The organism is Halobacteriovorax sp. RT-1-1 (assembly GCF_047085455.1).
Classification (GTDB): domain Bacteria; phylum Bdellovibrionota; class Bacteriovoracia; order Bacteriovoracales; family Bacteriovoracaceae; genus Halobacteriovorax_A.
Window position 1 is genome coordinate 839,219 of sequence record NZ_JBKIXZ010000002.1, and the last position, 26,591, is coordinate 865,809.

At 36.4% G+C, this 26,591-nt stretch carries 22 protein-coding genes and 1 tRNA gene; 9 read left to right on the plus strand and 14 right to left on the minus strand.

Annotated elements, in window-relative coordinates:
* The first annotated feature begins 101 nt into the window (after positions 1 to 101).
* Positions 102 to 299, plus strand: coding sequence for a cold-shock protein (locus ACMAWV_RS14350; protein WP_021267754.1), 198 nt, complete (start codon positions 102 to 104; stop codon positions 297 to 299).
* A gap of 64 nt (positions 300 to 363) precedes the next feature.
* Here the strand turns inward: ACMAWV_RS14350 and ACMAWV_RS14355 are convergent, their stop codons facing one another.
* From ACMAWV_RS14355 to ACMAWV_RS14370, 4 genes are all read right to left on the minus strand, one after another.
* Positions 364 to 1,200 (minus strand): S1 RNA-binding domain-containing protein, encoded by an 837-nt coding sequence (locus tag ACMAWV_RS14355; RefSeq protein WP_103218067.1) that lies wholly within the window; start codon positions 1,198 to 1,200, stop codon positions 364 to 366.
* Positions 1,148 to 1,501 (minus strand): DUF1456 family protein, encoded by a 354-nt coding sequence (locus ACMAWV_RS14360; protein WP_103218066.1) that lies wholly within the window; start codon positions 1,499 to 1,501, stop codon positions 1,148 to 1,150. Before ACMAWV_RS14360 ends, ACMAWV_RS14355 begins: the two co-directional genes overlap by 53 nt.
* Positions 1,501 to 1,884, minus strand: coding sequence for an RNA recognition motif domain-containing protein (locus ACMAWV_RS14365; protein WP_103218065.1), 384 nt, complete (start codon positions 1,882 to 1,884; stop codon positions 1,501 to 1,503). The genes ACMAWV_RS14360 and ACMAWV_RS14365 overlap by 1 nt, the downstream gene beginning before the upstream one ends.
* A gap of 99 nt (positions 1,885 to 1,983) precedes the next feature.
* Positions 1,984 to 2,850 carry a LysR family transcriptional regulator gene (locus ACMAWV_RS14370; protein WP_103218064.1) on the minus strand — a complete coding sequence of 289 codons (867 nt, stop codon included), beginning with the start codon at positions 2,848 to 2,850 and terminating at the stop codon, positions 1,984 to 1,986.
* Between the two features lie 104 nt (positions 2,851 to 2,954).
* Between ACMAWV_RS14370 and ACMAWV_RS14375 the strand changes: the two genes are divergently transcribed.
* Complete coding sequence (locus tag ACMAWV_RS14375; RefSeq protein ID WP_103218063.1) at positions 2,955 to 3,494, plus strand: YceI family protein; 540 nt, start codon at positions 2,955 to 2,957, stop codon at positions 3,492 to 3,494.
* Positions 3,495 to 3,549: 55 nt separating this feature from the next.
* Here the strand turns inward: ACMAWV_RS14375 and ACMAWV_RS14380 are convergent, their stop codons facing one another.
* Positions 3,550 to 4,821 carry a dicarboxylate/amino acid:cation symporter gene (locus tag ACMAWV_RS14380; RefSeq protein ID WP_103218062.1) on the minus strand — a complete coding sequence of 424 codons (1,272 nt, stop codon included), beginning with the start codon at positions 4,819 to 4,821 and terminating at the stop codon, positions 3,550 to 3,552.
* 78 nt (positions 4,822 to 4,899) lie between these two features.
* On the opposite strand from ACMAWV_RS14380, the gene ACMAWV_RS14385 reads away from it, so the two are divergent.
* Positions 4,900 to 5,481, plus strand: coding sequence for a DNA-3-methyladenine glycosylase I (locus tag ACMAWV_RS14385; RefSeq protein WP_412470128.1), 582 nt, complete (start codon positions 4,900 to 4,902; stop codon positions 5,479 to 5,481).
* Positions 5,482 to 5,483: 2 nt separating this feature from the next.
* Here the strand turns inward: ACMAWV_RS14385 and ACMAWV_RS14390 are convergent, their stop codons facing one another.
* The 4 genes from ACMAWV_RS14390 to ACMAWV_RS14405 all read right to left on the minus strand — a co-directional run bounded on the left by ACMAWV_RS14390 (position 5,484) and on the right by ACMAWV_RS14405 (position 14,603).
* Positions 5,484 to 7,286, minus strand: a complete 1,803-nt coding sequence (locus ACMAWV_RS14390; RefSeq protein ID WP_412470127.1) for a hypothetical protein — start codon at positions 7,284 to 7,286, stop codon at positions 5,484 to 5,486.
* Between the two features lie 8 nt (positions 7,287 to 7,294).
* The gene (locus ACMAWV_RS14395; protein ID WP_412470126.1) at positions 7,295 to 9,037 is read right to left on the minus strand and encodes a phosphatase PAP2 family protein; all 1,743 of its coding nucleotides are present in this window, start codon (positions 9,035 to 9,037) and stop codon (positions 7,295 to 7,297) included.
* 11 nt (positions 9,038 to 9,048) lie between these two features.
* Complete coding sequence (locus ACMAWV_RS14400) at positions 9,049 to 11,337, minus strand: outer membrane protein assembly factor (protein ID WP_412470125.1); 2,289 nt, start codon at positions 11,335 to 11,337, stop codon at positions 9,049 to 9,051.
* A gap of 143 nt (positions 11,338 to 11,480) precedes the next feature.
* Positions 11,481 to 14,603: an efflux RND transporter permease subunit gene (locus ACMAWV_RS14405; RefSeq protein WP_412470124.1), complete on the minus strand. Its 3,123-nt coding sequence runs from the start codon at positions 14,601 to 14,603 to the stop codon at positions 11,481 to 11,483.
* 145 nt (positions 14,604 to 14,748) lie between these two features.
* Here ACMAWV_RS14405 and msrA point away from each other — a divergent pair, with 145 nt between their 5' ends.
* The 4 genes from msrA to ACMAWV_RS14425 all read left to right on the plus strand — a co-directional run bounded on the left by msrA (position 14,749) and on the right by ACMAWV_RS14425 (position 18,836).
* Entirely contained in the window at positions 14,749 to 15,816 is a 1,068-nt protein-coding gene (gene msrA / locus ACMAWV_RS14410; protein ID WP_412463170.1) for a peptide-methionine (S)-S-oxide reductase MsrA, read from the plus strand.
* A 74-nt stretch (positions 15,817 to 15,890) separates the two neighbouring features.
* On the plus strand, positions 15,891 to 17,393 hold the full coding sequence (locus ACMAWV_RS14415) for a hypothetical protein (RefSeq protein ID WP_412470123.1): 1,503 nt from the start codon (positions 15,891 to 15,893) through the stop codon (positions 17,391 to 17,393).
* Positions 17,394 to 17,395: 2 nt separating this feature from the next.
* Positions 17,396 to 17,743: a hypothetical protein gene (locus tag ACMAWV_RS14420; protein WP_412470122.1), complete on the plus strand. Its 348-nt coding sequence runs from the start codon at positions 17,396 to 17,398 to the stop codon at positions 17,741 to 17,743.
* The gene (locus ACMAWV_RS14425) at positions 17,736 to 18,836 is read left to right on the plus strand and encodes a hypothetical protein (RefSeq protein WP_103218054.1); all 1,101 of its coding nucleotides are present in this window, start codon (positions 17,736 to 17,738) and stop codon (positions 18,834 to 18,836) included. The genes ACMAWV_RS14420 and ACMAWV_RS14425 overlap by 8 nt, the downstream gene beginning before the upstream one ends.
* Here the strand turns inward: ACMAWV_RS14425 and ACMAWV_RS14430 are convergent.
* Both ACMAWV_RS14430 and ACMAWV_RS14435 read right to left on the minus strand, forming a co-directional pair.
* Positions 18,833 to 19,954 (minus strand): hypothetical protein, encoded by a 1,122-nt coding sequence (locus ACMAWV_RS14430; RefSeq protein ID WP_412470121.1) that lies wholly within the window; start codon positions 19,952 to 19,954, stop codon positions 18,833 to 18,835. The genes ACMAWV_RS14425 and ACMAWV_RS14430 overlap by 4 nt on opposite strands.
* Positions 19,955 to 20,048: 94 nt before the next feature.
* A complete protein-coding gene (locus ACMAWV_RS14435) occupies positions 20,049 to 20,954 on the minus strand; it encodes a DUF6607 family protein (protein WP_103218052.1) in 906 nt (301 codons plus the stop codon).
* A gap of 195 nt (positions 20,955 to 21,149) precedes the next feature.
* Between ACMAWV_RS14435 and ACMAWV_RS14440 the strand changes: the two genes are divergently transcribed.
* Positions 21,150 to 23,375, plus strand: a complete 2,226-nt coding sequence (locus ACMAWV_RS14440) for an NADP-dependent isocitrate dehydrogenase (RefSeq protein ID WP_412470120.1) — start codon at positions 21,150 to 21,152, stop codon at positions 23,373 to 23,375.
* Positions 23,376 to 23,422: 47 nt separating this feature from the next.
* Here the strand turns inward: ACMAWV_RS14440 and ACMAWV_RS14445 are convergent, their stop codons facing one another.
* Positions 23,423 to 24,190 carry an STAS/SEC14 domain-containing protein gene (locus ACMAWV_RS14445; RefSeq protein WP_103218050.1) on the minus strand — a complete coding sequence of 256 codons (768 nt, stop codon included), beginning with the start codon at positions 24,188 to 24,190 and terminating at the stop codon, positions 23,423 to 23,425.
* An 84-nt stretch (positions 24,191 to 24,274) separates the two neighbouring features.
* A complete protein-coding gene (locus tag ACMAWV_RS14450; RefSeq protein WP_412470119.1) occupies positions 24,275 to 25,474 on the minus strand; it encodes a lytic murein transglycosylase in 1,200 nt (399 codons plus the stop codon).
* Positions 25,475 to 25,699: 225 nt separating this feature from the next.
* Here ACMAWV_RS14450 and ACMAWV_RS14455 point away from each other — a divergent pair, with 225 nt between their 5' ends.
* Positions 25,700 to 26,242, plus strand: a complete 543-nt coding sequence (locus tag ACMAWV_RS14455) for a hypothetical protein (protein WP_392992500.1) — start codon at positions 25,700 to 25,702, stop codon at positions 26,240 to 26,242.
* Between the two features lie 263 nt (positions 26,243 to 26,505).
* Here ACMAWV_RS14455 and ACMAWV_RS14460 read toward each other — a convergent pair.
* A tRNA-Arg gene (locus tag ACMAWV_RS14460) sits at positions 26,506 to 26,582 on the minus strand.
* Positions 26,583 to 26,591: the final 9 nt, after the last annotated feature.

Here is a 26,591-nt window from a genome sequence, read left to right on the forward strand (position 1 = left end):
AGGATCAGCAAAATAAATTTTTTTTCCTTTTTTCTTAGGAATTATGCAAACAGTAGGGTAAAATCGTATCTAACGAATAATTTTATTACGAGGTTAATTAAATGAGTACAGGTAAAGTTAAATTCTACAATTCAGCGAAAGGTTTTGGATTTATCACAAAAGATGACGGTGGAGATCTTTTCTTCCACATTTCATCAGTTCAAGGTGGAGAGCCAAATGACGGTGATAGCGTAGAATACGAATTAGGTGAAGGTCCTAAAGGTCCATGTGCCGTAAATGTAAAAGTAGTTCAAGGTTAATTTTTAATTATATAAATTGAGTACTTAAAAAAGAAGGCCCACATTTTGTGGGCCTTTCTTATTGTTATTGATTTAATTTTATTCCGTTATCTGAGATTGTAATTTTCTTGTCTTTATAGAGCATTCCAATTGTTTTCTTAAACGTCTTCTTACTCATATTTAGAAAGTTCTTAATGTCTTCCGGAGAACTTTTATCATTTAAGAAGCTAGAGCCACCATTTCTTTCTAGAAAGTCGATAATAATGTCTTTTGAGTCGACAAGGTTTTTAATCCCTTGCTCTTGTAGAGCAACATCGACAAGCCCATCTTCACGTAGCTTTTTAACGAATGCTTTAAAGTATTTTCCGCAAGAGACACGTTGAAAGATTTCATTTTTATAAATCATTCCAATGAATTTCTTATTTACGATAACTCTGAAACCTAAATCACTTTCTTGAGCGATAAAAATATCTACTTCATCTCCAACATTAATATCGAAGTCTGAAGATTCAATATACTTTCCAAGTTTTGTCGTCCCAAAGATTCGACCAGTACCTTCTTCTTTACAAATTCGAACAATATGAGACTCGTATTTTCTAACTTTTATTTTTTGCTCATTACCTGGAACAAGTAGGTCTTTAGAAGTTCCCAAGTCAAAGAATGCACCAAATTCTTGGATTTCAATTGCATCTAATAGGGCATACTCACCAACAACTGCAAGAGGAAGCTCTGTTGTTGCAACAAGTTCTCCTTGAGTATCTGGGTAAATAAAGGCCTTAACTTTTGAGCCCACTTCTATTTTTAGAGGCGCAAAGTTTTCTGGAAGAAATACCTGCTGGATATTTTCTTCGTCTACTAGCGTATATCCATTATGAAGTTTTTTTAGAACTTTTAGTGTATTGTTTTTTCCTATATGGAGCATCAGATTTTGCCTTTTTCTTGATTGGTGCTTTTGCTACTGGTTTGGCCTGTGACTTATAAGCTTGTGCCTTGGCCTCTCTTTCTTCACGTGTTCCGCGATTCTTAATGATTAGGCCATTAAGAAATTTTCTAAGAAGTTGATCACCACATTCTTTATAATTTGGATGGTCATCTTTTCTAAAAATTGCAGATAATTCAGATTTTGTAAGTTCAAAATCAACTAGCTTTAAGATTTCGATAATTTCAAAATCCTTAAGAGATAATGCGATTCTAAGCTTTTTTAAAATATCATTATTCGTCATTATTTCTTACCTAGGTGATCGAATAATTCATTTAGGCCACGACGGCGACGAGCTTTCTTTTTTTCAATAATTAGCTCTTGTGCCTCTTCTTTTTCAACCTTTGCTTTAGTCTCTTTCTTGTACTTCTTCTGCTCTTCAAAATTATCTTTAGCAATCGATACCTTAACAGTTCTTCCGTCTAGAGTTGTCCCATCAAGGCCCTTGATCGCATCTTGTGCGCTTTGCTCTTTTTGCATCTTGATAAATGCAATACCTTTGCTCTTTTGAGTTCCCGGAATTGTTAGTAGGTTCACGTCTTGAACACGGCCAAAGCGTGAAAAGATACCTTTTAATTGCTCAGCAGTGATCTTGTAGTTGAGATTACCGATATAAACAGTTTTCATTTCTTACCTTAATTTTATAGTGTTAATGGGGGCAACTTAGCACTAAATGCTTAAGAAATGGGAAAAAATGCTAGAATCAGGTAATTTATTTGCGCTATTTTAGAAGGAATCCCAGATATATTGGGCCACTTCTCCTAAATGGTGCTCTTTTTTGTGTCCTAAGCAAAAGGTGACTGGGACTTTACTCTCAAGATGCTTCAAGTGTACTAGTCGCCCGGCCTTTAGATCTTTCTCAATTAGTGGATAGGGAAGTCTTCCCCAACCAAAGCCATTTAGAATAATCTCTTTTTTCGACGGCGTATCTGTAACCCTCCACTTTAGAGAGTCCTCAATCACGCCAATATTTGTTGTGTCATCTGGAATTGTACTTCGTTGAATTATTTGTGGAAATTGTGCCAGGCCTTTAAAGTTTTGTTGGTTTTTAGGTAGATCAAGAAAAGGATGATCCTTTGCAACCACAAGATACATATCAACTTTACCAATAATTTTATAGTCAAAATTCTTGATACTTGAGAGGTCTTCAAAAATTGCTAAATCAACTCTATCGTTCAATAGCATTTTTTCTCCACTTAGGATTTCACGCTCAAGAATAATTTCTGTGGATGGGTAACGGGCCATGGCCTTCTTGATAATTGGATATAGTTTTTCAAGGCCATAAATTCCAGACACTGAAATGGATAATCTGGTTTCAACATTTGATGAAATTTGCTGAGTCTTGTGAATCAATTCATCATATTGCTTTGTAAGCTTTGAGGCCTCAATTAGAAACTCCTGACCTTTTGTTGTTATCTGTGGCCTATAAGATGAACGATCGACGAGTTCGAAGCCTACTTGTTCCTCAAGATTGTTAATAGAGTAAATTACCGCAGACTTTGCCTTAGCTAGCTCTGAGGCTGCTTTAGTAAAGCTTCCGGCCTTTTCTAACGCCTGTAGGCATTTAATTTGTTCAATTGTTATCCAAATCATGGACTAATTATAGCACAAGATGTCCTTAATAATGATCTTTATTTTCTTCTATACTTTGTTAAGATATTTTAAAAATTATATCATAATTCAAATGGAGGAATATTATGAATAAACTTATGGTTATGGCCCTTGCGGTATTTACTGTATTTGCAACTTATGCTGAAAAAATTGATACTTCAAAATCTACTGTTTTCTGGCAAGGTACTAAAGTAACTGGTCGTCACTTCGGTACAGTTAAAATTAAATCAGGTGATGTTAAGCTTGAAAAAGGTCAACTAGTATCAGGAAAAGTTGTTGTAGATATGAACTCTTTTACTGCGACAGACCTTCAAGGTGAGTGGTTAGATAAGTTAAATGGTCACCTTAAAAATGAAGACTTCTTTCATGTTTCAAAGTACCCAACAGCTACTCTAGATATTAAAAAAGTTGAAGGTTTTACAGTAACTGCTGACCTTACAATTTTAGGAAAGACAAAAGAAGTTAAGTTTCTAGCGGCACAAAATGGTAAGAATTTTGTTGGTTCACTAGAGTTTAATCGTACAGACTTTGGTCTTAAGTATGGTTCTGCTTCTTTCTTCAAAAGCCTTGGTGACAAAGCGATTGATGATAAAGTTAGTTTAGCATTTGATGTTGTTGTAAAATAATTAAACTTTCTTAGACTCCAATAAAAAAGGCCGCTTAAAGCGGCCTTTTGTTTTTTTATGTTAATTTCTTATCTAAGTATCTTTGTGTAACAACTGCTCCAATAATATCACCCTCGACATTTACGGCCGTCCTAAAAGTATCAAGAGGTCTCTCGATTACTAAGAGAATACCAATTGCTTCAAGTGGAATTCCCGCGGCCAGAAGAACCATCTGCATCCCTGACATCGAGCCTGAAGGCATACCTGGTGCTCCTACTGAAGAGAGCATTGCCATAAAGAAGATAGAGAACATGGCAACACCTGAAAGCTCGATTCCATAAAGGTTAGCCAAAAAGATAGCTGCAATCCCTTCAAATAGTGCCGTCCCATCCATATTCATTGTTGCACCTAGGGGAAAGACAAAACCACTAACACCTTTAGAAACGCCTAATTCTTCTTCACAAGTTTGCATTGTTACAGGAAGTGTTGCTGAACTTGAGGCAGTCGAAAGGGCAAGTAGTAGAGGCCTTGCCGTTTTCTTAAATAGTTTGATTGGGTTTAGTCCTCCAAAGAACCATGCAATTGATGGAAGAACGAGAAGCCCGTGTACCATTGTTGCCCCAAATACTAAGAGGGCAAAAGAGAGAAGCTCAGAGAAAATATCTCCCGATACCTTAACCTTAAAATCAAAAACGATAGCAAAAATACCAATTGGACTCAGATTGATAATCCAGTGGAGTACCCGATTAATGACTATATTGAGATCCTTAACGATTTGATAAAGGGGACTCGAGGTGTGATGAACTATTAGTAACGATAAGCCTAGAAGAAGAGCTGCCGTAACAATTCCAAGAATATTATTATTTGCAAGGGCATGAAATGGATTTACAAGCGCAGTTGTAAAAACGTTCTTAATGACAAGTGGTATTGAGTTAGAACCCTCTGCAATGAACTTAGCAGGCTTTTGCTGTTGGATTGAATCCTTAGTCTTAATTGTTACTCCAGAGTCTTTCCATGGATGAATGAAGAAGACTGCTGTTAGACCAATAAAGATTGCGATGATTGTTGTTGAGATATAGTAAGTGATCGTCACCATTCCCATGGACTTAAGTTTTGTGATTTCACCTATGCTGATTATCCCACCAATTAGTGAGAAGAAAATCATCGGAGCAATCATCATCTTAAGTGAGCTGATGAAGACATCCTTAATCATAACGATTATTTGATAAATATCTGGAGGGTTTTTTGACGTTGCCCAAAGTGGATCACCAAAAATTGATCCTAAAATATATCCAAGTACACCTGCGACGAGTACCCAGAAGCTTAAGTTTTTGACTACTTTACTCATTTATTATCCTTTCTGAAAGTACATGAAGGTTTATTTTAATCCTTATTTATAATTTAAAAAAGGTTTATAATGATCGTTATGAAAGAAAGATGCCCGTGGTTAAAATTATCAAATAAACAATATGTCGATTATCATGATAAAGAGTGGGGAAGACCTATTCACGATGATCGAACTCTCTTCGAATTCCTTATTCTAGAAGGTGCACAGGCGGGCCTTAGTTGGGAAACTGTATTAACTAAAAGAGAGCATTATCGTAAGGTTTTCCATAATTTTGATGTGAAGAAAGTTTCAAAAATCACACCGTCAAAGATTGAAAAACTCTTACTCGATCCGGGGATTATTAGAAATCGCCTAAAAGTTGAGTCAACAGTTTCAAATGCTAAGTATTTTATCGAAGTTCAAAAGGAGTTTGGAAGCTTTGATAAGTATATTTGGTCTTTTACAAATGGAAAGACTATCTATAATAGCTTTTCTGGCCTTAAAGATTATCCCTCAAAAACAGAGTTAAGTGACGCCATATCAAAAGATTTAAAAAAGAGGGGATTTCGCTTTGTTGGAAGCACTATCATATATGCTTTCTTACAGGCATGTGGAATTGTCCAAGACCATAGTCAAAATTGTTACTTGCACGGAAAGAAACTTAAAAAACTTGTTAAATGAGACTAGTAGAGATTTCCTCTAATATATCCCTGTCCCATGAGATCATTAAGTCCAATGATATTGACCATAGCTCTTTGAAGCTTTGGTCCTAGTTTCGACTTTCGAAGACTTTCAACTAAGAGAGCAGCCTTTTCCTTAGTAAGACCGTTAACACGCATTTTATGTAAAATATTATAAATCTTCTTTGCAAGCTTTAAGTTTTCAAGCTGCTTTAGCTTTCTTTTTTCACTTTGTGAGAGGCGATTCTGTTGTCCACTATGGGAGTCGTTGTATACATAATTCTCTCTTTCAAATTGACGTCTTTTAGCTCCATCAATCCAAATAAGAGAATTTGTATAATCAAAAGCTAAGGCGATTGATTCCCATAAATCAAAATCATCAACATTCATAATCTCTGAAATCGCCTTTGTTGAAAACATAAGAGAAGAGTGAATTTGTACCTTGCCATACTTCTTCTTTTTATCGAAATCAATTCTCATTCCATTATCAAGGTATCGTTCAAAGAGAAATTGCGCCTCATTATTTAGTTCACGGCCTGTGGCAATTTCATCAGAATATGTGTAACTAAGCTCTAAACTAAAGCTAGAGATAGCATCTTCATTTGTAGGAACGATCGCTTTTACTTCAAAGCTTCTATTTTCTTTTCCTGAAAATCCTTTATGATCAGTAATTTTCTTATGTTCGATAATGTCGTAATGGTAAGCATCGCCATTATTAAATGTCGTTGTATACTTGCCATCTTCTTTTATATAGCGAGCACCTGATTTCCAAAGAAGAAGATTTAAACCCCAATTGAACTCGCTATTTTTGATATCGCCTTCTTTTTGAATATAGAGATCAACGCTTTGATTTCTTTTTTCTTCAAGGTCTTGTAGCTTAGAAAAATCTTGAGCTAGAAAGCTTAGGTAAGCATCAAGTCCTTCTTTTGTACTAAGATCCACCTTGTAAACAAGTTCGTTGATCTTACTTTCTTTATTCTTGTAGTTAAAAACGATAGGAGAGTAACCTGCTGATCCATTGATACCGATAGATATAGGGAGATCAATTACTTCATCTAAGAAAACACTTAGTCCCAAACCTAGGCCTTTTGATCTCTCATTTAAGTTTTTAATTGTGATGAGCGCTATATCCTGCGCAGCTTTTTCGATGGTAATATCTAAGGCCTTCATTACTTTAAACTTAGCTTTTGGGCCGAAGCGATCAAGAACAGGAATGACTACATCAAGGAATTCTAACCAGATTAAATTCATGCGTGAAGCAAAGCCAGTCATGAGTATAGTATTAACTTGTTCTCCATCTTTGAGTTGATTAAGTTTCGCTCTTGTCATTGGAAGTTCGTTAACCTTCATATGATTAAGAGTTATTGCTTGTTCGTATGAATCAACCGTCGTCACTTTTGAAAACTTACGCTCTTCAATTGGAGCGCCCTGTAAAACGGGAACAAGCGTTTTAAATAGAAAGTTCGCACCGATATATGCCATCTGCTCCAGAACTGGAGCATTAAGTGTGACAGAGTCCACAACGAGGAATTGACCATTAATTGCAGGATAGATATTTCTTTGAACCTTGGGCCCATGCCATCCTTTTTGATAGATTGTTCCAAAATATTGAAGTTTTAGTTGTCCTTCAAGCCACTCTTCATTCTCTTGAAGCTCCTTAAGATTCTTCCAATTCTTATTAACTAGCTTCTCAATATCTTTTAAAACAGCATGGTTTTCATCTAACACAAAATCAAATGCCCAGGTACTAGAGCTAGTACCTAGAGCAATGATTATTGATAATATCAGAGTAAAAACAATCTTCAATTTACTTCCTAGTTCTCGTTATCAGTAGGTGAGAATACTAATTTGTAGTAGTCAATTGGCCAGGCCCTAAGATCTTTTTGACCTTCTACCTTGTATGTTACAGCACCACCGTTTAGGTCACCAGTTACTGGAGTAAATGTTACTGGGCCGTCTTGTTTTTTATCAAATAATTTGTACATTAACTTACCGGAAATCCATCCAATAAGCGCCCCTAGAGTAACATCTGAGAACCAATGAGCATTCTTATACACGCGAGCAAAACTTGTTAGTGCTGCTAATGAATAAGCTGCTATTGGAACGATTTTAGTGTCTTTAAATTCTGTGGCGAAAACTGTCATAACTGACCAAGCACCTGCAGAGTGACCTGAAGAGAAAGACGTATTATTTCGACCAAAGTTCACTCCATCAAAGTGATATGGGCCTTTCCCCTCACGAGGTCTTGCACGTGAACTCAATGACTTAAGTAGTTGAGTGGCCAATTGCCCAATTAACACTGCGCCAACACTTCTTACTGCTGCACGTTTAAATTGATCGTTTTTAAAAACAAGACCAATGGCCATTGATGCTCCAACTAGTGGCACAAGTCCGGCCGCTTCACCATAATTATTTGTGAAGTCAGTAATTGTCGTCAGAGTGTCGTTCTTATTATCCTGTACGAAATCCATTAGCGGGCGATCAAATGCCATCATAACACCTACAACACCAAGTGTTTTAAGCATAAGTGACTTCTCTGAATCAGAGAACTCGATTGGCATAAAGATTGAGCGATCTCGCCCTTTTTTATTTTTTAGAAGCTCTTTTAAATCTGCATCGCTAAGAAGAGATTTTTTTATCTCACTACTATCTTGTATCGCTTGATTTAGCACGCTTTCGCTTACCGCTGCTACTGCAATTCCTGCTTTCTTTAGGTCCTTTAAAACATTTCTAACTTCACGATCTTTAACATAACTACTTTCACTAAGAAGAAAAGCAACTTGTGCCATTCTCTCTTTCGCATCAATTAGCTTAGTTTGATGACTATTGTATAATTCAAATAGTTCTAGAAGGGCCTGTGCCTTTATACGACTATCTTCATTTGAAGAAAGCTCTTGCATGAGTAGAGCTGCTTGATACTCATAGATATCTTTATCTTTTGTTTTCTTATTAAGCCAAATTTCATATTTAAAGTCTGATAGAGTTTTCTCTAAGCGCTTTGTTTTTGAATTACTAAGTTTACTTTGGATATCTGTTAGCATCATTGAATTTGGAAAGCTTCTCAAAAAGTCTTCTTGAACCATAATGGCTTCATTAACGATATCATTTGCACTTCCATCTTCTTTAACAAAATTACCAATAGGCATATTTTTAATATCAGTAGGTAGGTTCTGATTATAGAGGTCAGCAAGTTGGTAATGAATTGTCTCAGAGCTAGGATGATTTTTTACTATCTTCTTTAATGATAGAGAAAAATTCGCATAGTCATTTAAATAATTCCCTTCATATAGCTCGTTTAATAACTTGATATCAACTCCTTGATCTAAGGCCAGCTTTTGATCTTTTACGAGTGCCAGTTGATAACTTCTGGCCGCTTTACAGTGTTTTGCAGCGTCAGATAAATCTTGAGCGTCATTTAAAGCTGTTTGAAAATCTACTTCCTCGATCTTGATGTCTTTTTGAAGACGATCACAAACTTCGAGATTCTTTGCTTTTACACCCACAGTACCTAGTAAGGCCAAGGCAGTAATAAGTTGAGGTAATCGATTAAAATTCATATTTAATCTCCTTATAAGTTATAAGCAGGGTCATATTCCCCGATAATAAAGTAGAATGGTTTTGTTATATCTCCATCTTTACTTAGAAGTGGTATCGTTAGTCCTGCTTCAAATGTTTCTGAAACAAAGCCAGCATCCATTTTTGCCCTTAGGCCTAGTCCACCAACAAGTCTAAAGTCATCCATTGCTAATGAGCTATCTCCTGGAGTGAATGCATCAAGAAATAGAACTCCACTAAAGACATCTTTATAAATAGGCATACTATATGTAAGGTTGGCCGAGATCATTGAATTAGATCCTAGCTGCCCATCCTTACTAATTGACCCGTATTCAAATCCACGTATTGTTCCATTTCCTCCACCTTGAAGACGCTCGTAAAATGGAGTTTGTTCGGAGGCATAACCAAGAGTGATTCTTCCCGAAATACGGTGAGCTCCTCCATCTTGATTGCGGTAGAGTTCACGGGACGTCTGAGCATTTACAATACTTTTAAAAAACAAATCTTGCTTATTAAATGAAGGCAGTAGGTGAATAGAAATAGTACCGTTTGTTTTTAATCCCTTATCATTTGTATCTTCAAATCGATATGCAAATGAGCCGATAAGACCACTAATAACGTCTTTAGTATCAGATAGATCAATTTCAGAAGCATATTGTTGTGACAAACTATTAACAGAAATATACTCAAGCCTAGTACCTAGGCCAACTTTTATATTCTTTGTTAACTGTTTCTCAAAGAGAATGCGAATAGCTGATTTATTTTCGTTATAATGAAAGCTTCTTTCAGTGTCGTGATTGGCCGCAATATTTAAACTAATATTTGAACCGAAAAGATGTTGGTCATTATAAACCAGCCCAATACGATTGATCTCTTTTGAAATCATTGTCGTTAGGGCCAATGAACTTCCCGTCCCAAATAGGTTTCCATCACTTAATGAAACACCAAAGCCTGCACCTCCATAAACGGATCCAAGAGAGAATTGGATAGTTTGAGTACTCTCTTCCTGTACCTGAATTATGATCTTACCCGCACTCTTAGTCATCGGGGTATAGTCAATTTTAACATCTCTAAAGAAACCACTTTTATATAGAGCGAGTATTGATTCATTGATTTTGTTCGTATTGACGATTTCTCCATTATAAATTGAGATCAGCTCGTAAATCGTTTCTGGCGTTGTTTTTGTATTACCGATAATTTCCATCTTTATAATTTTTTGGACAACACCTTCTTCTATATTTAAGGATGCGCTTCTTTTATTTTGATCATAATTCATTGTGATATGAGCAAATACATATCCTTTTTCACCATAGACTTCTCTTAGCTTTTGAATAGCTTCTCTCTGTTTTTTTATAGAAAAAACTGATGGTAATTTAATATTTAAAGTTTTTAGAATTTCTTCGTTAGAAAATACTTCATTACCACTAATCGATAATTGATCTAATTTTAGTTGATCATTTTCTTTAATAGTAAAAAGTAGATTTGCCTTTGTTTTTTCGATTTTAAATGATGGTGTAACTTCAATATTGATGAAGCCTTGCTCCATGTAATGTCTTTTGATTCTTTCGACGTCTTCAAGAAATGTGCTTTCAATGAATAGGTTTTTAGAAAAGAGGTGAGACTCTTTCGAAGAAATCAACTCTCTTAATTGTCTTGAGGTAAAAGTATTATTACCGTCGAAGTTGATATCGTTAATTTTAATTTGTTCTGAGTTAAGATAAATATCGAAGAAGATACTAATTTCATCTTCCTTATCAAGCTTTAACTTCTTATTAACTTTAGTAAGTGCATGGCCTTTTGACTTATAGAACTCACTAATTGTATTTAAATCTTCAAGCATTTGTTTTGACTTGAAGAAAGCTCCACGACGAAGTGCAAGCTTTGATCTAAGATCACTTTCAATATCATTTTCTAGGTTTTGATTATCAAATACTCTAATAATAACTCTTTTTATGAGTCTCTTTTTTTGCATTTCAAATTTTATCGAAACGCTAGCTTCGTTAAGAGGAAGAACTTCTAGCTCTACATTTTCATAGAGATCATCATTCTCTTCTTTTAGTTTTTCCAAATCATTGGTGATTTTTTCGATATCAAGATTTTCACCTTCACGAGACTCAATATCATTTATACCAAAGATTAGTTTCTCTGCGACATCTTCACCCAGATCATTGTGAATTAATAGTTGTTCAATTTTGAGTTGAAGTTCTGTCGTCGTATCCTGGCCAAAGCTCCTAGGAGTACATAAAAGGTAAGTACCTAGCATCAGGATAAGAAATTTCTTCAAAATATTGAATTTGCTCATATGAAGAAATTATCATTATTTAGTCACAGGAATTAGTGTTTTGAAAAAACGAAAAGGGCCGTAAATAAAATGGACAAGGTTTTTTATTGAATAGATACCTGATATTAACGGCCATTAGGACATAATATCAGGTACTTAATAATCTATTTCTCGCTTAGAAAGGCTTCTTCTTCTGGTATATCTTGAGTCACTAAAAACCTCGATAAATATGAGAAGATTGCCGGTGTTAGAAATAATGTAATGACTGTCGAGATAGCTAGACCCCAGCCCATTGTAAGCATCATCTCTGATAACATTGAATCGTATCCCGCAAAACCGTAGGCCGTAGGAAGTACCCCAATAACAGTTGTTAGTGTTGTCAGGATAATTGCTCTAAGTCTTGTTGAAGAGATCTCACCAATCTGCTTGTAAAGATCCTTCTTATCTGTCGTAAACTTAGTATCATTGATTAACTTATCAATGAGGACAATTGAATCATTGACTACAACCCCAACCATTCCTAGTGCACCGATGACCGCAAAGAATCCAAAAATTTCCATACTGTGTGCCATAAGAATATAAATAACTCCGGATACCCCAATTGGAATAATCGTCATAATTATTAGTGGGGCCGAGAGTGATTTAAACTGTATCGTTAAGATCATATAAATTAAAGCAATGACAAGAAAACCTGCCATCATAAAGTCTCCTGTAGACTCCCTCGTTTCCTCAATTTCACCAACAAAGTTAATAATTGAAGATGGATACTTTTTAAGAATTTCTGGAAAAACTTCATTCTCATAGTAATCTGCTACTTCTAAAGGAGTAACACCTGAGCTTTCTTCAATATCAGAGTAGACCATTGTCGTTCTTTTAAAGTCAACACGCTCAATATTAGAAGGTTTTACAACTTCTTCAATTGTTATAAAACGTGAGATAGGAACATAGCCACCCGTGCCGTTATCAATTCTTAGTTGCTTTAATCTTTCGATATCAACTTTGTAATTCTTAGCGACAGTAAGTCTTACTTCAACCTCTTCATCAGTACTTTTAAGAGTATAAAGAACTGTTCCTTGGACAAATGTACGTAGGGAAGTGGTAACGTCACTTGGAGTAAGGCCAAATCTTAAAATTTCATTTTGATTAATTTTAAAGTTATACTCTTTAGTATTAATAGGTCTTTCAATCTCAACGTTTTTAAGAGTTTTATTGGCCTTTTGATTTTCTGCAAGTATATTTGCAATCTCAGCTCTAATCTTGTCATCATTTTCTTGAATTTGAATTTCAATCGTTGAACCAGAACCACTTCCCCAGCGAGATTTAAAGAAGCGCACTTCTTCAATATTTGGAGTGTCTTTCATTCTTTCTTTTAAAATATCAATGATTTGATTTGCAGAAAGTTCTCTTTCATCTGCAGGTAAAATTTCAACATTGATATTTGCACGATTGTAATTAACTGCACCACCACGTCTTGATTGACCTACATTTGAACGGAAACCAACAATACTTAATTCCTTAGTCGAGGCAAGTAGAATATCTTCAATTGGTTTAAGATACTCATTCATTTCATCTTTTGAAGTTCCTTTTTTAGTGTAAACACTTAAACTCAATTCCTTACTTTCTTCTCTTGGAAACATCACAAATTTAAGTTTTGTTTTGAAAAGATATCCCGAAAGGGCAGTGGATGCGATGAAGATCACAACAATTAGGGCGCGATAATTTAAGGCCTTCTCTAAGGTATTTGCATAAATTGCTTCATATTTTCTAAACCAACTTACTTCATGTTTCTTCTTAGGTTTTCTCTGGAAAACGTGTGCTGGAAGTACTGTGAAGGATTCAAGTAATGAGGCAACGAGCATCATCGTAATAATAAAGGGAAGAACGTAGACGAATTTTCCAAACCATCCACCAAAGAATAAGAGAGGCAGAAAGGCCACACAAGTTGTCGCAATTGCACTTGTGATAGGCATTAGAAGACTCGCAGCATTTGCTGTTACCTTATCCATTAACTCTTTTAAAGTCCCTTTGTGATCTTCTGTAATTCGGCCTATATTCTCAGCTACAATAATGGCATCATCTACGACAATTCCCATTACAATGATGATTGCAGCAAGAGTCATATTATTGATTGTGTAATCAAAAATGAGCATACAAATAAGGGTGAAGCATAGTGTGAATGGGATCCCCATACTGACCCATATTCCTGATTTAAAATCGAGGAATAAAAAGAGAACGAGAACAATAAGAGCAAAACCAAGTAGTCCGTTACTGGCGACAATGGCAAGTCTATTTTTTACATCGTATGACTCATCATCAAGTGTTACGATTTTCAAATCATCGAGCTGTCCTTTCTTGTATTTTTCAATGAAGGCAACGGTCGCTTTATTTGCTTCAAGAATATCAACATTGTGACTCTTCTTTAAGTTGAGCATGATTCCTTCATGGCCATTAATTTTATAGATGCTATTAGTTTTTTCAAAAGATTTTCTAAAAGTTGCTATTTGATCAAGAGTAACACCTTCACCATCGTAGTTACCTGTAACAAGAAGGTCTTTAAAATCACTTTCATCAATAAGTTCATTAATTGAAGTTACTTTAGATTGCTGTGTATCTTCTAAAACTCCGATAGGAGCACGAATGTGACTTTCTCTTAAGCTTGAAACAACTTTGTGGATTGATATTTTATTTTCCTTTATCTTAGTAGGACTAAGTAGGATATGATTTTCTGGATCAAGATAACCACTGCGATCAACACCTGATACTGAAGGTAGTGTCTTTACTTGAGTTTCAAAATTTCTAACTAATTGTTGAAGGCGATCACGGTCTTTAACTGATAGGTCTCTTTTACCCTCAAGATAGAATCCAATATCAATATATGCTTTTTCAGAAGATTTAAATTGATGAAAAGTTGGGAGTTCGGCTTCATTAGGAAGATCTGCACGAAGTGCCGCATCTTGTATGTCGAGGTAAACTTCTCTCGGGTTCGGGTAGTTCTCAAGCATCACAACTGTAACAGAACTTGAACCTGTTGAAGAAATTGAGCGCACTTCTTCGATACCTGCAACGTTCTTTAACTCTTCTTCAATGGGCTTTGTAATAAAAAATTCCACATCCTCTGCACTTGCCCCTGGAAAAACAGTCATGATTCGAACATAAGGTGATTCAAAGTCTGGCATTTCTTCCTTTGGAATTTTAGTCCACGCAAAGATTGCGATGACAAAGACACTGAAGAATAAAACGTTAGAGATTAGAAGATTATCGATAAAGTATTGTATAAATTTTTTCATATTCTAATTTTAAGTAGCCAAAATCACGAGGTCAAACTCTTTCAGTCGGCCATAGTTCCTTGTGTTAAGATTAGGATGTAACAATTTAGTTTTGCGCTACGAATACTTATACGAAGGAAGTAGAAGAAAGTTTCACGGAGGTAAAATGAAGTTTGTTCTCTTAACTATATTGATTGCGTTAAGTACCTGTATTCATGCAGCTAAAGAAACTGCGGTATTTGGCGGAGGCTGCTTCTGGTGTATGGAAGCTCCATTTGAAAAACTTAAAGGTGTAAGCTCCGTTGTCTCTGGCTATATGGGAGGAACAAAAGAGAGTCCAAGTTATCAGGAAGTTTCAAGTGGTAGTAGTGGACATGTTGAGGTTGTACAAGTGACATATGACAACTCACTTGTCAGTTATGAAGATCTCCTTGAAATTTATTGGCAAAATATTGATCCGACTGATAGTGGAGGTCAATTCGCTGACCGTGGTAGTCAGTACCGCACTGTGATTTTTGTCACCAATGAGAAACAAAAGCAAATAGCTCTAAATTCGAAAAATAATCTTGAAGCCTGTAAGAAGTATGACAAACCAATTGTGACTGCTATTGAGATGGCACATAAATTTTTTCCAGCAGAAGATTATCATCAAGATTATTATAAAAAGAATCCGATACGCTATAATACCTATAAAGAATTATCTGGACGTGGTGGCTATATTCGCGATGTCGCTTCAAGACCTTTAAAGTGTGAAAAGAAAGAAATAAAACAAGCAAAAGAAAATAAGGATAAAGTTATGTACAAGAAACCTGATCTCAAAGAATTAAAAGAAAAACTAACGCCTCTTGAATTTGAAGTGACTCAAAATGATGCTACAGAGAGACCTTTTGCTAATAAGTACTGGGACAATAAAGAAGAGGGGATTTACGTTGATGTTGCAACAGGTGAGCCCCTTTTTAGCTCTCTTGATAAGTATGACTCTGGTTCGGGATGGCCTGCATTCACAAAGCCTATTGATCAAAAAGTGGTAAGTATGAAAGAAGATACTAAGCTATTTATGACAAGAACTGAGGTGCGCTCATCGAGTGGGGACTCTCATCTTGGTCACGTCTTTGATGATGGCCCAGGCCCAGATGGAAAGCGCTATTGCATAAATTCTGCGGCCATGCGCTTTATCCCAAAGGCCGATCTAGAAAAAGAAGGCTATGGCCAGTACCTTTCATTATTTAAGTAATTGAAATTACATGCTAATTTAAGCTGATTTCTTTAAAGATTAGGCCCAAGTCACCGATAAGACGACGAGGGCCTATGAGAAGATTATTTACCTATTTAATTGTATTCAATTTCACGTTTAATTCATTTGCATCATGTGGTGGTGTTCTTAAGTCATTTCTTGGAATGAGAAAGAGCTCTTTCTACGATACTCCTGAGTATGCACTTAAGCAGAAGATCAATAAGCTTGAGATCTTAAATAATCGTTTAAGAAACTCAAGTGAACATCAAGAGCCTGCTACAACTTTGGCCATTTGGAAAAAGATTGAAAGGCTTGATAATAATATTTTTACAAAACACTATTCTGTTAACGTAAGAGACTGGGAAGTCTTCTTTCGCGACTTTGAGATGAATTTCATTTCATTTCAAAGGCTTTCAGATATTAATAAAAAGTTTGAGTCGACAGAGATTACAAAAGCAAAGTTAAAAAGCTACATCGCCTCAAAGGGTTATGCGAGTGAGTTTCAAGATTTTATTCTTTCTAAGTTTGAAAATTCACCTAATGCTGAAATATTCAAAATTCAATTAGATAAAGAGATTCAAAGTAATCTGCTTCATATTGGTAATCACTACTACGAGTATAGACTTGTGAGAGAACACTTAAGGGATTTAAACGGGAGTGATCTTTGTAATAGTGAATGTGAGGCCCAGCTAAAAACACTTCTTGCTAATCTAGGGGTAGAGAGTGAAAAGGAACAGCGAAGCTTACCTGTATTTTTTAAAGGGGTGGAAAGACCAGACTTAGAGGAATTAAATAAGGTTGTTCACGAAAACCCTGTTGCCTTATTAACAAAGCTTAAGAAGGAGAGAAACGCTGAGGTTGTAAACTGGCTTATCTCTTTAATGCTTCAACCAGAAATCATTGATTCGATTATGGGGCTGGTTTATAAATCAAAAAGAATAGGAAAGTATCGTGCTGTTCGTATCTTTCAAGCTTTCTATAATGCACAAGCAAGAACGATTCATTTTCCAAAAATCAATAGTATTGTTAAGAGTTTTAAGAATGATGTGGAAAAGAGTTATTCTCATTTAAAGAATGTAAATACATCTGTTCCAAAAGATGAAATTCTTGTTACTTTTGCAAGAATGGTTGATGCACTTGCTGTTAAGAAGTGGAAGATATTAAAAGAACATGCCAAAACAGCAGACCCAAAATTTTATGAGCGTATGATGGCCGCGGAAGAGAAGGCAATTGCTCGTGGTGATATCAGTATTACCCATAAAAGAAGCCTAATTGGTCAACTTATTCAATTTGTTCCAGCTTCAACTCCTATTTACCTCTATCAGAGGTCAAAATTAGAAGAGAGAGCAACAGTTACTGAAGTTGATGAGAACGGTGAGGAAATAGATTCAAAGTCTGAAGAATCTAGTCCAGAAGTTACAATTGAGCACGGTGATGAGATGGACCTTGCACTTGAGGAAGTCGCTGAAGTTATGGCCGAAGTACAAGAGACGCAACGAAATCCTTCTTCAATTGAAAGAAGCTGGATTGAAAGATTCTTTAGTCGCATTGAATCCATCTTTAGAGCAGAAGGTTAGTCATGAAATTGTTAATACTCATGCTCTTGCCATTTATCTCCTTGGCAGTAGAAAAAGATTTTCAAATCATGAAAATTTATAAGAAAGGCCAGTTTAGAGAAGTCAAAATCTATAAGGGGAAGAACAACTCTCTCATGAATAAAGAGTGCCAAACTTCTAAAGTTTGTCAAAATGCTAAAACTACACCAAAAAAGGGCACAGGTCTCACTGGCCACCCAGGTTCTAAGGCCTGCAAAGAATTTAGAAATAGTCAGTATAAAATTTTAAAAGATAAGGATAATAATCAGTACGGCTTTTGCCTTTTTTCTGATGGAAGCTTAAAGAGTGCATGGAGCTTAATCCATGATTAGAAAATTTATTATTCTACTTCTTACTCTTCCTGTTCTTGCATTTGAAATTACTGAAGACATGCGCTGGAAAGAGTATGAGCATGCAGCCTATCAATATCTTCCTCCAATGGGGAGTGAGAAAGTTGTTAAACAAATTGATGTGAAGACGAATCCAATCGTTCGTGATCAGGATGGATTTGGAACATGTTATTTATTTGCCATGACTTCTCTAATGGATCAATCATGCCTAAAAAGTGGCAATTGTACTAAAGACGATCAAATTTCTGTTTTAGATGTTCTAGGTAAGACACAGTTAAAATCAGGAACTCAAAGTGAGTTTCTAGGGCTTAATGGTGGTAATCTAACACAGGTTATTGATGCTTTAACAAAAGGTGAGAAGGTTAGCTTAAAATTTGCCAAAGAAGAATGTGCTCCTTATCAACAAATTGAAAATTACAACAACCCAGATAATGACTTTCGTATTGTGGACTATCCTCAGCTTCTCGCTATTAATGAGATCTACCATCAGGTCAAAGATAACTCTTTAAAGGATGGTGTTTGTAATAAGTGTACTGAAGACTTTTTTAAAGACTTCTTTCCTTTTAGTTCTGAGATGTTAGATAGCCTCTCTCGTGCGGCAACAAAGATTACTTCAATTAATGCCTTCGAGGAATTTTTAAATGAAGTTTTAATCCCTCAAAAATGCAAAGAGGATAAGACTCAGATTAAGCTTGCTCCTATGGGATTTAAGCAAGAGCGAATCACAGAAGTTGATAAGTTTAGAGAAAAAATGATCGATCTTTTTGAAAAGGATAAATCCGCTGCAATTTCTAGCTGTACATGGACTCGTTATTGTGATGACCCTTCAGTTAAGTATATGGAGATGTGTCCAAAAGAGCAGAGGCAGCGCTACTGTGGAGGACATGCTTACTTATTAAGTGGTTTTCGCCAGATTTGTGACAATGGTAAGAATTGTCGAAATCAGTACCGTGTCCACAATAGCTGGGGAAAGAACTTTGATGTCTTCAATGATAGCGGATGGGTAAATGAAGACTCCTTATTTAAGGCCTATAAAGACTTAGGTAATCAACTTGTTACTTATACTGAAGATTAATTAGTAGCATCTAGTCTTACTTTACATGTCGAACTCTTTGTTTGAACGTCATTAATTTTAAGATTTGGGTACTTTCTTAATTTCTTTAAAGCTCTTCTTTCCATATTATAAAATGAGCTCTCTATGACTAATTCGTCACAGCCCTGTGTCCATTTTTTTGTTACTTTAAAAAACTTATTTGCTTCTTGAACAATACGCGTATCGACAATATAGTCTTCAGTTTTGGTCACGCCACAGTCATAGCACTCATCTATCATCGTTTTGTAGTTGAGTTTTGCAACAATATCCGGAAACATATAAGAAAGTGTGTCTTTTGCATGCTCTCTAATATTATCAATATTGTCGCTCAGGGAGCTTCCATTACAAGTGTATGTTAGGTAATCTTTAAACGTATCCTTCATTGAAGTAATTGTTGATTCTGCTAACTGGACACAATCTTCATATTCTCTACAATCCTCTGTCATGTACTCATCAAAGTGTGCTACTTCTTCATCAATATGCTGGCAGACAATGTCTTGCCTTTTATCAAATGCAAGTAGGTCATAGAGGCCCGTCATTTTTGTATTGTCGTAGTAAGTGAGGTCTTGGATAAGATCACCAAGATTTATCTTCTTCTGTCTATCTAGTTCATTAAGAAGTTCTTTCTCTGCACTTGAGATACCATTGTCTGATTTATTTTTGGCAGCAACGAGTTGCCCTAATTCGTTAATAAGGGGGTAGTTCTCTTTAACTTTGTCTGGATTATTCTTTATGTACTCGATAGCGGCCGTAAGCTTTTGTTCGTCGCTAACATTCTTTATGCTGATATTCATTTCTGTAGCGTGTCGTTTATTAAGGATCCAAAAATTATCATATGATGAGTCTTTGTATAGTTTATCAAAATTTTCGATACTTTCATTTTCAAGGTATTTTGTCAGGGTCTCTCTTATTAGAAAGTCTTTGTAACGAGAACCTTCTACGATTTGAAGAACACGTGATGGCGTTTCTTGGGCAAGCTTATCCATACATTCATTTTGACATTCGCCCAGCTCGTATTGAGTGCCATCTGGTGCATAGTAGAGCTTTGCCTGTGTAGAAAGTGTACAAAGTGTAAATAAAAAGAACAGATGCTTTTTCATAAGTGCCCATAATTGTTTAGTTCAAATTATATCTACCTATTTAAAAGCAATTGGAATGCCAAAAAGGGCCCCGCTAGGAGAGGCCCTGTTTTTTCTATCTAAGGATATGGTTTTGAATAATTGTTTTGATTTTTTGAGTTGATTCTTTTGAGTCGTAAGCAGGTCTTGTGCTCATTTGATCATCTAGTTCAAATAGTCTTGCCCATAGAGGAGCACCTGTTTTCTTAAAATCAATTTTCACTGAATCTTCAGAGTAAAGCTCTTTGTTCCATACATTAACGACGTCACGCCAGAAATACTTATGAGTCTTCCACCATTCAATCGCCGGTTGACAACGGCTATCATCAACTTTCTGGTAAGTATTGTAGCTCTTCTCCATTGCAAGTTTAAGCTCCATTCCATTTTCAAGCATATTAACTTTGATATTATCTTGGTCGTGAACGTGGCCATATGAAGTCTGTTCATGGCGATTTGTTCTTCTTAAAACGTTATAGTCTGATCTGATTGAGAATTCACGTCTTGGTAGAGGAGCATTAGCTGTACATTCCCAATATGAGTTTGTATCTGTGTGAATCCATGGTGCAGAACATTCATATCTTGGAGAGTCATCTACTTGATAGACTCTTTGTACCCAATTTCCTTGTGGGTTTTTTACGGCCTTGTTATTCCAATTACTAAAGCCTCTGTAATCGAGAGCATTCGCTGCTTCCCAGTCCCATTGCTGTCTCCAGTGCTTAACAATGGCATGTGGAGTAACTAGAATATGTTGAATATTAACCATGTCTTCATTTTCTGAATCGACAAAGATCCACTCAAGGGCCCCGGAGGCATAGCGATCGTAGAAATCATAATCGTTGCTATAGGCGAAAGTTTCAGACGATTGAAACTTAATGGCATAGCATCCTGTCATTTTTTTAATTTCTTGGATGTCTTTATTCTTATCAATTGTTAGTCCTGCAAGTGCTGGAAGTGCAAGCGCAAGAAGCACTAGAAATTTCATATTTTCTCCCTCGTAATTGGTTACATGTGGTATCGAGGTTGATTATTGAAACTTGTGTATGAGTTGTCAAACTTATTTGAGGTAAATAATAAGGATTACTTTTCCGTGATGCGCAGCCAATGGACGAAGTAGTTGGTTTTATTATAGGATAAGACGTTTTATTATCAGTTCATAACAAATAACACGGGATGTAAAATGTCTAATGGATCAAAAATCATTTACACAATTACTGACGAAGCGCCAGCGCTAGCGACTCAGTCACTTCTTCCAATCGTAAAAGCTTTTACGAAGCATGCAGGTATCAATGTTGAAACTCGCGATATCTCTCTTGCAGGAAGAATTCTTGCTCACTTTCCAGAATTTCTTTCTGAAGAGCAAAAGCAATCAGATGATCTAGCTTACCTAGGTGAGTTAGCAAAACAAGCAGAAGCTAATATCATTAAGCTTCCAAATATTTCTGCATCAATTCCTCAGCTTTCAGCTGCAATTAAAGAACTTCAAGATCATGGATTTAAAGTTCCTAATTACCCAGATGCACCATCGACTGATGAAGAAAAAGACATTGCTTCTCGTTATGCGAAAGTTCTTGGTTCAGCAGTAAACCCAGTTCTTCGTGAGGGGAACTCTGACCGTCGTGTTGCTGGGCCAGTTAAAGAATATGCAAAAGCTAATCCACACAGAATGGGAGCTTGGTCAAAAGACTCTAAATCACACGTTGCACACATGGATGCAAATGACTTTTATGGTTCTGAAAAATCAGCAATCATGCCTAAAGCAACTGATGTAAAAATCACTCTTAAGCAAAATGATGGATCTGAAGTAGTTCTAAAAGAAAAAGTATCTCTTCTTCAAGACGAAATCATCGATGCAGGTGTAATGAGTGCAAAAGCACTTAGAGAATTCTTCGCTAAGAATATTCAAGATGCGAAAGAAAAAGATATTCTTTTTTCTGTTCACCTAAAAGCAACAATGATGAAGGTAAGTGATCCTATTATGTTTGGTCACTGTGTTGAAGTTTACTTCAAAGACGTATTTGAAAAATATGCAGCTGAGTTCAAAGAGCTTGGTGTAAATTCTGCTAACGGACTTGGTTCTGTTTACTCTAAGCTTTCTGGCCTTCCTGCTGAAAAGAAAGCTGAGATCGAAGGTGCACTTGATCTAGCAATCGAGAATGGGCCACGTCTAGCAATGGTTGATTCTGATAAAGGAATCACAAACCTACACGTTCCATCTGATGTTATTATCGATGCTTCAATGCCTGCGGCAATTAGAACTTCTGGACAAATGTGGAATAAAGATAATAAGCAAGAAGATACTAAATTCTGTATTCCAGATAGAAGCTACGCTCAAATGTACCAAGAAGTAATTTCGTTCTGTAAAGAGAACGGAGCATTTGATCCTAAGACAATGGGAACAGTACCAAACGTTGGTCTTATGGCAAAGAAAGCTGAAGAATATGGTTCACACGATAAGACATTTAAAATCCCTGCGGCCGGTGTTGTAGAGGTTACTGATTCAGAAGGTAACACAGTATTTACTCACTCTGTTGAAGAGGGTGATATCTGGAGAATGTGTCAAACTAAAGACGTTGCAGTACGTGACTGGGTTAAGCTTGGTGTAACTCGTGCTCGTCTTACTAATACTCCGGCAGTATTCTGGCTTGATGAAAACCGTGGCCACGACGCTAACCTAATCAAGAAAGTAAATGAGTACTTAAAAGATCACGATACAGCAGGACTTGAAATTAAAATCCTAGATCCTGTTAAAGCAATCCGTTACTCAATGGAGAGAATCATTAAAGGTGAAGATACTATTTCTGTGACAGGTAACGTTCTTCGTGACTACCTAACAGATCTTTTCCCAATTCTTGAACTTGGAACTTCTGCAAAGATGCTTTCAATTGTACCTCTTCTTGCAGGTGGTGGATTATTTGAAACTGGTGCCGGTGGATCAGCTCCTAAGCACGTACAACAATTTACTGGTGAAAATCACTTAAGATGGGATTCTCTAGGAGAGTTCTTAGCACTAGGTGTTTCTCTTGAAGATCTTGCAATCAAAACAGGTAATGCAAAGGCAACTGTTCTTGCAAAAACTCTAGATGAAGCAAATACTGCATTTCTAAAGAATGATAAGTCTCCATCAAGAAAAGTAGGTGAGCTTGATAATAGAGGTTCTCACTACTTCTTAGCTCAGTACTGGGCAAAAGCACTTGCTGATCAAAATGAAGATGCTGAGCTTAAAGAAATCTTTACTCCTGTTGCTTCAAACCTTGTTGAAAACGAAGCAAAGATTGTTGAAGAGTTAAATAGCGCACAAGGTGGAGCCGTTGATATGGGTGGTTACTATCATCCAAATTTAGAGCTTGTTGCAAAGGCAATGAGACCATCTGCTACTTTCAATTCAGTAATTGATTCACTTTAATTCATACAGTGACAAATAAAAAGGCCCTCTAAAAAGAGGGCCTTCTTTCATACGGCACGCATTGTATCTTTCGATTCAATATTTCTCAGCCAATTCCTTGCGTCGTTAATCGCACCGTACTCAAAGACTGCTACATCAACACTTTCTAAATGATCACTTACAACTGAGGCAGAGTTTCTAATCAACTCATTACTTGTGCAAATTCCAACCTTCTCAATGTGCTGTCGATTATCTTTAAGAAACTCAAAGTGTCTTAGGAGAGATCTTAAGTCATCCCAACCTGGAAATTGTTCTGAGTTTAGAATAATTCCTGAAATTACTTTTGTTTCTTTATAAACTTGATTAAGTAAGTTTTGAATCTTTTCAAAATCATTGACTCGCAATGGATGGTAAGAAGTTAGCGTAAGAATGTTGTCATTCTTATCGAAGTGAAATTCGATATCGGACTCTACTTCACGCATAAGCCAGTCTTTGGCCTCATCGAGTTCATTGATTTTATATGACTTAAAATCAATTGGAATGATTGGAGCAAATAATTTTACGGCCCCTGTTATTAGTGCACTATCTGTAACTACTGCACACCTTTTCATAACATTAAAATATTTTAGGCCCATGGCCGTATCTTCAAATACTGCCCCTGGAGTGTATCCTTCGTATGTTTCATTTAAGTAGAAGAGTACACCAACTTTTTCTTCTTTTTTTAGGGCCTCATCTAAAATCGGTTCAAGCACATTAATATAGTCGTCTTTTGTAATACGTCCTGATCCCTCGATACCGACGATACCCTTTTGTAATCCTTTCATTACTTTCAACATATATTCTCCTTTCCGGTGAAGTGTTTACTTAGATAGTGACTACTTCATCGGAAAGGGGATTGATGTTTTGACTTAAGATTTTATTTATTTTGCAAGAATTTGATCGGCCAAATCTTTAGTTAAATAGCCGTCTGGAATGATATCTTCTGATACTTGAAATCTTTGGATTGCTGCTGTCGTTTGTTTTCCTGGAATCCCATCAACTGGCCCAGCATCGTGACCTAACTCGTTTAATTTTGCTTGAATTTTCTTTGCCATTTCAAATGACATAAATGACTCTTCATCTAAATTAAACTTACTAAAATAATCACCACGTTTTGCAATAAGATCAGAAAGAATTCCAATCCCTAGAGCGTACTTTTCTGAATTATTCCATTTAAAGATAGTAAAGAAGTTAGGGTAAACAATAAATGCTGGCCCATTTGCTCCTTGTGGAAGGTAGATTGCAGTTTTCCCACTTGTGTAAGGCAGTTGAGTTCCACCTCTTAATGTGATTCCGCGATCTATCCAATACTGCAGATCTTCTTTATATTTTAATCCACTATGAAAGTAGTCAAAGTCGCTTGGTAGATCAATTTCATGTCCCCAGCTTTCATCACCATTCCAGCCAACTTTTGATAGGAAGTTTGCTGATGAACCTAAGAAGTCACGTTGGTTTTCCCACATATTTATTTGGCCATCTTTATCGTAGTCAATGGCATAAGCTAGCATTGTTGAAGGCATGAATTGAGTCGAGCCCATCGCTCCTGCCCATGATCCCTGCATACGTTCACTAGGGTATGAGTAAATTCCCTTTTGCAGCATTGTAAGAGCATTAACTAATTCTCTCTTGAAAAATGCTGAGCGGCGACCATCATATGAAAGAGTCGCAAGAGAGCGGATAATATCGAGCTTGCCTGTAATCGAAGAAAAGTTTGTTTCAAGGGCCCAGAATGATAAGAGGAAGCGATCTTGAAAATTAAAATCGTTTTCAATATCGATAAAAATATCTTCAAGCTCGGCCTGATATCTTTGGCCTTTCTCGATTCTTGTCTCACTAATAACGATATCTAAGTATCGGCCAACACTCATGACAAACTCAGGTTGTCTGCGATCATATTTGATAACATCTTCATTAAAAGTAACACCATCAAAGGCATCATCTAGTAAGGCATACGAAAAGCCATACTCTTGGTTAAGTTCAATCTTAAGCTCATTAAGCCAATCATTGAACTCAGTTGTAGGAGTAGTGGAAGTGGCAAAAATATTAATTGCCATAAGCGTTATTGTGATTAGTTTCTTCATTTGATGAAGGTACACGCTGGGGTTCTCTATTTGAAGACGCAGGTAGTCTATTGTCAGTTTTTTTATGAATTAGCATTCTAAGTATCTAAAATCTTATTCTAGTTAAGTGTCTAAACTTTAGAACTCATAGAAACATTTTCAATTTAATCTAGAGTAAAGCTCATAAGTGCTACCTTATTTGTAATTCAATCGGACAAAAACACAGACACCCTCGGGAGACGAAAGATGAAAAAACTTATGTTGGCCACTGCACTTATCTGTTCATTTTCTTCATTTGCAAATGAACTTGACCTTAACCTAGAGGCACAAGCGATTCAAAATGTAGAAGAAAGATATGATGAGTCGGGACTATATTACGACGTAAGATTAAGTGTTCCTATTATACCAAGTGATATTACTGGGGCGGTAGGGTATCGCACTGAGAATGAGTTAATTGAAGTTGAAGCCTATGCTGGTGTACGTGCTATCCGTTATATTTCTGCTCATGATAAATCGTTACATATTCCTTATGGGGCAAGAGTTCGCGTTGCTTTAGATAATTCTCGAAGTCTTTACTTAGAGTATCAAAGAGAGGAAGTCGCTGACTTTGGTAATGATGATGGCCTTCTTGAAAAAGAAAATATGTTTTCACTTATTAAGTATAATTCTGATAAGACAATGTACTTTGGTTGTGGTGTAGCAAAAAGTGTTCACCATGCTTGGAGTAATGAGAGTCATAGTCCGGAAGACTCGACTTATGTTGAGTGTAATTTTGGTCGAAAGTTTTAGTGCTTTAAAATTGCCCTTTGGGGCACTTTTGCCGCTTTTCAGATTTACCATATAACCGAAAGCCGCAAACTCGCTACGCTCGTTTTAGCTTCCTTGAGTCACATTCATCTGTGCTTCAAAACTGCCCTTTGGGGCACTTTTGCCGCTTTTCAGATTTACCATATAACCGAAAGCCGCAAACTCGCTACGCTCGTTTTAGCTTCCTTGAGTCACATTCATCTGTGCTTCAAAACTGCCCTTTGGGGCACTTTTGCCGCACGATGTGGCGCGGCCGGGAGGACTCGAACCCCCGACATTCAGATCCGAAGTCTGACGTTCTATCCAACTGAACTACGGCCGCATTCGCTCT

Excerpts from the sequence above, each read along its gene's own strand:
- ACMAWV_RS14350 (WP_021267754.1), top strand. The coding sequence starts at position 102 with ATGAGTACAGGTAAAGTTAAATTCTACAATTCAGCGAAAGGTTTTGGA.
- ACMAWV_RS14355 (WP_103218067.1), bottom strand. The coding sequence starts at position 1,200 with ATGCTCCATATAGGAAAAAACAATACACTAAAAGTTCTAAAAAAACTT.
- ACMAWV_RS14360 (WP_103218066.1), bottom strand. The coding sequence starts at position 1,501 with ATGACGAATAATGATATTTTAAAAAAGCTTAGAATCGCATTATCTCTT.
- ACMAWV_RS14365 (WP_103218065.1), bottom strand. The coding sequence starts at position 1,884 with ATGAAAACTGTTTATATCGGTAATCTCAACTACAAGATCACTGCTGAG.
- ACMAWV_RS14370 (WP_103218064.1), bottom strand. The coding sequence starts at position 2,850 with ATGATTTGGATAACAATTGAACAAATTAAATGCCTACAGGCGTTAGAA.
- ACMAWV_RS14375 (WP_103218063.1), top strand. The coding sequence starts at position 2,955 with ATGAATAAACTTATGGTTATGGCCCTTGCGGTATTTACTGTATTTGCA.
- ACMAWV_RS14380 (WP_103218062.1), bottom strand. The coding sequence starts at position 4,821 with ATGAGTAAAGTAGTCAAAAACTTAAGCTTCTGGGTACTCGTCGCAGGT.
- ACMAWV_RS14385 (WP_412470128.1), top strand. The coding sequence starts at position 4,900 with ATGAAAGAAAGATGCCCGTGGTTAAAATTATCAAATAAACAATATGTC.
- ACMAWV_RS14395 (WP_412470126.1), bottom strand. The coding sequence starts at position 9,037 with ATGAATTTTAATCGATTACCTCAACTTATTACTGCCTTGGCCTTACTA.
- ACMAWV_RS14400 (WP_412470125.1), bottom strand. The coding sequence starts at position 11,337 with ATGAGCAAATTCAATATTTTGAAGAAATTTCTTATCCTGATGCTAGGT.
- ACMAWV_RS14405 (WP_412470124.1), bottom strand. The coding sequence starts at position 14,603 with ATGAAAAAATTTATACAATACTTTATCGATAATCTTCTAATCTCTAAC.
- msrA (WP_412463170.1), top strand. The coding sequence starts at position 14,749 with ATGAAGTTTGTTCTCTTAACTATATTGATTGCGTTAAGTACCTGTATT.
- ACMAWV_RS14415 (WP_412470123.1), top strand. The coding sequence starts at position 15,891 with ATGAGAAGATTATTTACCTATTTAATTGTATTCAATTTCACGTTTAAT.
- ACMAWV_RS14420 (WP_412470122.1), top strand. The coding sequence starts at position 17,396 with ATGAAATTGTTAATACTCATGCTCTTGCCATTTATCTCCTTGGCAGTA.
- ACMAWV_RS14425 (WP_103218054.1), top strand. The coding sequence starts at position 17,736 with ATGATTAGAAAATTTATTATTCTACTTCTTACTCTTCCTGTTCTTGCA.
- ACMAWV_RS14430 (WP_412470121.1), bottom strand. The coding sequence starts at position 19,954 with ATGAAAAAGCATCTGTTCTTTTTATTTACACTTTGTACACTTTCTACA.
- ACMAWV_RS14435 (WP_103218052.1), bottom strand. The coding sequence starts at position 20,954 with ATGAAATTTCTAGTGCTTCTTGCGCTTGCACTTCCAGCACTTGCAGGA.
- ACMAWV_RS14440 (WP_412470120.1), top strand. The coding sequence starts at position 21,150 with ATGTCTAATGGATCAAAAATCATTTACACAATTACTGACGAAGCGCCA.
- ACMAWV_RS14445 (WP_103218050.1), bottom strand. The coding sequence starts at position 24,190 with ATGTTGAAAGTAATGAAAGGATTACAAAAGGGTATCGTCGGTATCGAG.
- ACMAWV_RS14450 (WP_412470119.1), bottom strand. The coding sequence starts at position 25,474 with ATGAAGAAACTAATCACAATAACGCTTATGGCAATTAATATTTTTGCC.
- ACMAWV_RS14455 (WP_392992500.1), top strand. The coding sequence starts at position 25,700 with ATGAAAAAACTTATGTTGGCCACTGCACTTATCTGTTCATTTTCTTCA.